This window comes from Micromonospora sp. NPDC051196 (assembly GCF_040682415.1).
Taxonomy (GTDB): Bacteria; Actinomycetota; Actinomycetes; order Mycobacteriales; family Micromonosporaceae; genus Micromonospora.
Genome location: NZ_JBFBAY010000030.1, coordinates 20,942 through 25,205 on the forward strand (window position 1 = coordinate 20,942; position 4,264 = coordinate 25,205).

The following is a 4,264-nucleotide window of genomic DNA, read 5'->3' on the forward strand; positions in this document are numbered from 1 at the left end:
CATCAAAGAGGAGCTGGGCAACCGGGCCGGCATGGCCAGCTCAATCAGCCAGCTCGGAACCCTGCGTACCGAAACGGGTGACTTCGCCGAGGCGGTGGCCTTCCACTGCCAGGCCCTCGCGATACGGCTCGGAATCGGCGTCCCTCAAGCCGGCTTCGATATCGCCCGACTCCGTGACCTCCGCGCGAAACTCGGCGACCACAGATTTTCCGACGCAGTCACCACCATCCTCGACGAACAATCGTTGCAGACGCTGACCGCTCTACTCGACCAAACAGAAAGACCAGAACAAGAAGGCGGCACATAGACCGCACTCTTTTATCTAGGTCGTTCGTCGGTGTGACGTGGTATGTAGGTGACGGCGGTTCCTGCCAGAGTGCCGATGGTCAGGGCGAGGGCGAGCGGGATGAAGAGGTCCCATGGTGCTGGCAGCCAGCGATCGAGAATGATGCCGGCCACCAGGCATCCGGCGGTGGTGATCGTTAGGGCGAGCGCTGCTCGCAGCCGGTATTTCCGGCGGATTCGTGACATGCCGAAGGCGCCGAGGGCGGCCACGCCGGCGGTGTCGTCCCATCCGATGGCAACGGCCGTCAAGGCGATCACCACACCGACCCCGATGCCGATCAGCGATGAGAAGGTGGCAGCTCGTAATGCCGTGGCGAGAGGCGGATCGGGGATGCCCGACTCACCGGTGAAGACGAGACGTCCGGCTCGGTCGGATTCCCAGCCGGGCACCGGCGAGCCCGCGCGGGGTCGATCGGGTCGCTTAGGCCCAATAGCTGCCACGCACCAAGTGTGGAACAGCGATCATCCGATGTCGACCTGCCAACGAACTCTCGCCACTGGCGATCCCAGGAAGGGCATCTTCCTCAGGACGGGGGCATACAGGGGAGCACTGGTGGTGGCCGCTGACCCAGCGGCCACCACCAGCACAGGCCGCGATGCTGATGGCGGCGTTGCGATCCTCGCCCGGCTCGGTGGCCGGGCGCAGCGGTCGTCCGAACCGAAACGCGTGACGATCACCGTCGCCGGGCGGCCGGCAGCCCTGCTCGGCCCGGTCAGTTCTCGAACCTGGCGCGAGTGGGACGACCTTGCCGGCGTGTTCGACCAACCCACAGACACAGGGTGGGCAGGTGATCGGGACCTGCTCGAAGTCTTTGCGGCCGGGTAGGTTGCTGGGTCCGGAGTCTGTTCTCGGTCGCGGGGTGATTGACGTGTCGAGCATTGAGGAGATCGACGGCGAGTTGCGGGCTGTGATTGCGGGTCTGGATCGGGCGCGGAGCCTCACCGCAGCGGCTGATCATCAGGTCCAGCAGGTCGCTGCCCGAGCTGTCGGGGCCGGGTTTGCGGCGGTCGCGGCGGGGATGGCGGGGGTTCGCGCCGCGATTTCCGCTATCCAGGCGGGGTTGAGTGGGGCTGCGGGGACGGTGGGTGAGGCGACTCGCGCTGCCGCGAGTGTGCCTCGGGAGGCTGCCACTCCGCAGGAGACCATCGCCGCGCTGGCGCAGGTGCAACAGGCCATCGCGGGTGCCCGCGAGGCGACCGCCGCGACGATCGGCCATGTCGATCAGGCCCGGCAACTCGTCGGTACGGTGCTGCGGGGTGGACAACCGGGTCCGCTTTTGCAGTCTCTTGACAGCGTCAAGCAGGTCTTGGTGCTTGTAGTGCAGCGTTGCGGCGCAGTGCAGCAGGCTGCTGAAGCGGCGGTCGGGCAGGCGCGGGGATTGGGGTCGTCGGGAAACTGATCGGGGCTGGTCCTCACCCACCGGCCAGCCCTGCGCCGATGATCCGCGGCGACGCGCCGCGTGTGGTGTCCGAGCAGCAACAGGACGATCTTCCGGCGTGGGGTAGGAAAGCCACCGGGATCGAGAATGGCACGCCGACTGGTCCGCGGACCCGAGTCGGGGCCAGGACGGACGACAGCACCCGTCGTGCTCTGGAGTTGGAGAACGACTGTGCCGACACCGTTGCCGGCAAGGGTTACCGGGTGCATCAGAATCCCACGGCGCAGCAGGTCGGCGACGCCCGTGACCGTACCGGTGACCGTGGTAACCCGGACAAGGACCCCGACTATCTCATCGAGGGGCACGTCTTCGACTGCTACTCGCCGCAGGCCCGGACGTCGGTACGCAACGTGTGGAGTCAGGTCCGGGAGAAGGTCGACGATGAGCAGACGCAGCGGGTGGTGCTCAACTTGAAGGATTGGGAGGGTGACGTGGCGGCTTTGCGGCGGCAGTTCGACAAGTGGCCGATCGGCGGGTTGAAGGAACTGGCGGTGGTCACCCGCGACGGTACGATCCGTCAGATCGTCCGTGAGACTGAGAGGGCGTCCTGATGGCCGTGGAGTTCCGCCTGGTCCTGGCCGGCGACCCGCCCGTTGCAGAGGTAGCTGCCCTCACCGCTGCCGACCCCCGCGAAGTCCCACGTCCAGCGTCGAACCCGGCCCTTTTCTCCGCCCGTCTGTACGAGCAACGCGGCTACGCCATCACCGTCCGCGCCGGAACGGACGGCTATTGGGAGGCCGAAGCGGACGGCGAGACCCGCTGGGAATGGGCACCCACGTCGTACGTTTCCGTGACGTTCTCCATGCGGGCCGACGACATCGTCGAGAAGGGAATCCCCAACATGATGGCGGCGGTCACGAGGGTCCTCGCAGGCCGCGATGAGGACGCGGTGCTGGTGCAGGACGGCAACTACCTTCTCTTGACCCGAACCGACGGCGTTGTCCACACCTACCGCCCGGACTGGTGGCACCACTACCACCTCGACCGCTCCTTCACCGGTTGACCCGCACCGCTGCGATCCTCGCCCGGCGCGATGGCCGGGCGCAGCTCGTCCGGGCGATCGACCGGGGGGTGTGACGGTGGCGAGTTGCGATCCTCGCGGCTGCTGTCGCAGACGGTCGACGGAAGCGTGATCCTCTACTGGTATGTCGGTGACGCTGATCTGAACCGTCGGGTCATGCTCGAAAAGGTGTGACCTGTAACCGCAGATCGGGAGGATTTTTCATGAGGGTCGTGTGGACCATCTGTAGATTCAAGTGTCGTGACGGTGCGTAGCACTTGTGGGAAGTCGTGGAGAGGTTCTTTATGACCGAGATCCCTCAGGACCTGCCGATTTTTGAGCGAGACGTGGTCCGCATCGTGCTCCACGACGCAGCTGACCGCATCTTGCTTTTTCACACTCACGAGATCACCGCGCCGGAACTGGGCCAGTGGTGGGAGCTACCCGGTGGCGGAATCGACGAGGGCGAGACATACCTGGAGACCGCCCTCCGGGAACTCCGCGAAGAAACGGGCATCTCGATTTCGCCCGAGCAGGTCGGGGCACCAACCTGGCGGCGGACCGCGTCCTTCCGGCATCGGGATCGCCGGCACCTCCAGCACGAGGTCGTCGTCGCCGTACGCCTCGATCACAAAGGCGAGGCAGTCGACGGAGCTGGGCGCTTCGACTACGAGCGCGAGGACTACTTCGACTATCGCTGGTGGCCGATCGCCGACGTGGTGGCCAGTTCCGAACAGTTCTATCCGCGGAGCCTCCCGCAATTGTTGACCAGGTTCCTGGCCGGTCACGAAATTGACGAACCGTTCGAGCTGTGGTCGTGACCATTCACCGGCGGCGGAGATCCCAGACCACGACCGCCGGCAAGCCGACATAGGCAGCCAAGGTCGCCTCGGGTATCAACGACATCGCGGTCCGCTTGAGTGTCACGTGGTCTGCCTCGTAGCGCGGATCGTGCAACCGCTGCACCTCGAGGCCGGCCGCGTGGAACGCGGTCAGGAAGTCACTGGGCAGATGGGCGTGGTTGCGCGCGAACCCGCGTTCGCCCTGGTCCAGCTTGACGTGTGCCGCACCGCCGAGGATGGACATGAGCGGGTTGATGCCCGACACGATGACGCGGCCACCCGGCTGAGTGACCCGGGCCAGCTCGGTCAGTGGCTCCGTCAGCGAGGGACAATGATCCAGCGCCAAGCCGCAGACGACGAGGTCGAAAGTCTCCGAGTCGAACGGGAGAATCTCCAACTCGCCAGTGCTGAACTCCACCCCGGGCAAAACTACTCAGCCAGGCTTCATCCGGGTGCACTTCCGTAAATCGGTCAATAAGGCCGGTGTCCGCCAATGCTGAACCGACGAGGCTCCGTGCTGAAACGAATCGGAGATAAGAGCTGGTGGTGGGGCGCGGTTCGGCCCCCCCACACCCACCAGCAGTCGGGAAGTCTGGCCGCAGAGGGCACGTGCCAAGCCACTGAGGAACAACGCAACG

The 4,264-nt window shown here is 65.6% G+C and carries 8 protein-coding genes; 6 read left to right on the forward strand and 2 right to left on the reverse strand.

Going from position 1 to position 4,264, the window contains the following annotated elements; genetic code table 11:
- A partial coding sequence (locus AB0M35_RS28345; RefSeq protein WP_363749196.1) for a hypothetical protein occupies positions 1-307 on the forward strand: 307 nt, incomplete at its 5' end.
- 11 nt (positions 308-318) lie between these two features.
- Here AB0M35_RS28345 and AB0M35_RS28350 read toward each other — a convergent pair.
- Positions 319-735 (reverse strand): hypothetical protein, encoded by a 417-nt coding sequence (locus tag AB0M35_RS28350; RefSeq protein ID WP_363749197.1) that lies wholly within the window; start codon positions 733-735, stop codon positions 319-321.
- 163 nt (positions 736-898) lie between these two features.
- On the opposite strand from AB0M35_RS28350, the gene AB0M35_RS28355 reads away from it, so the two are divergent.
- The 5 genes from AB0M35_RS28355 (at position 899) to AB0M35_RS28375 (ending at position 3,605) form a co-directional block, all read left to right on the forward strand.
- A complete protein-coding gene (locus tag AB0M35_RS28355) occupies positions 899-1,171 on the forward strand; it encodes a hypothetical protein (protein WP_363749199.1) in 273 nt (90 codons plus the stop codon).
- Between the two features lie 43 nt (positions 1,172-1,214).
- Positions 1,215-1,745: a DUF6244 family protein gene (locus AB0M35_RS28360; protein WP_363749201.1), complete on the forward strand. Its 531-nt coding sequence runs from the start codon at positions 1,215-1,217 to the stop codon at positions 1,743-1,745.
- Between the two features lie 191 nt (positions 1,746-1,936).
- Positions 1,937-2,335 carry a hypothetical protein gene (locus AB0M35_RS28365; protein ID WP_363749206.1) on the forward strand — a complete coding sequence of 133 codons (399 nt, stop codon included), beginning with the start codon at positions 1,937-1,939 and terminating at the stop codon, positions 2,333-2,335.
- Positions 2,335-2,787: a SitI3 family protein gene (locus AB0M35_RS28370; protein ID WP_363749202.1), complete on the forward strand. Its 453-nt coding sequence runs from the start codon at positions 2,335-2,337 to the stop codon at positions 2,785-2,787. Before AB0M35_RS28365 ends, AB0M35_RS28370 begins: the two co-directional genes overlap by 1 nt.
- Before the next feature lie 302 nt (positions 2,788-3,089).
- Complete coding sequence (locus AB0M35_RS28375; RefSeq protein ID WP_363749203.1) at positions 3,090-3,605, forward strand: NUDIX domain-containing protein; 516 nt, start codon at positions 3,090-3,092, stop codon at positions 3,603-3,605.
- Positions 3,606-3,609: 4 nt separating this feature from the next.
- Here AB0M35_RS28375 and AB0M35_RS28380 read toward each other — a convergent pair whose 3' ends face one another.
- Positions 3,610-4,044, reverse strand: a complete 435-nt coding sequence (locus tag AB0M35_RS28380) for a methyltransferase domain-containing protein (protein WP_363749204.1) — start codon at positions 4,042-4,044, stop codon at positions 3,610-3,612.
- Positions 4,045-4,264 lie beyond the last annotated feature (220 nt).

What these genes read in the sequence shown, in the direction of transcription:
- AB0M35_RS28370 (WP_363749202.1), top strand. Translation starts at nt 2,335, where the DNA reads ATGGCCGTGGAGTTCCGCCTGGTCCTGGCCGGCGACCCGCCCGTTGCA.
- AB0M35_RS28375 (WP_363749203.1), top strand. Translation starts at nt 3,090, where the DNA reads ATGACCGAGATCCCTCAGGACCTGCCGATTTTTGAGCGAGACGTGGTC.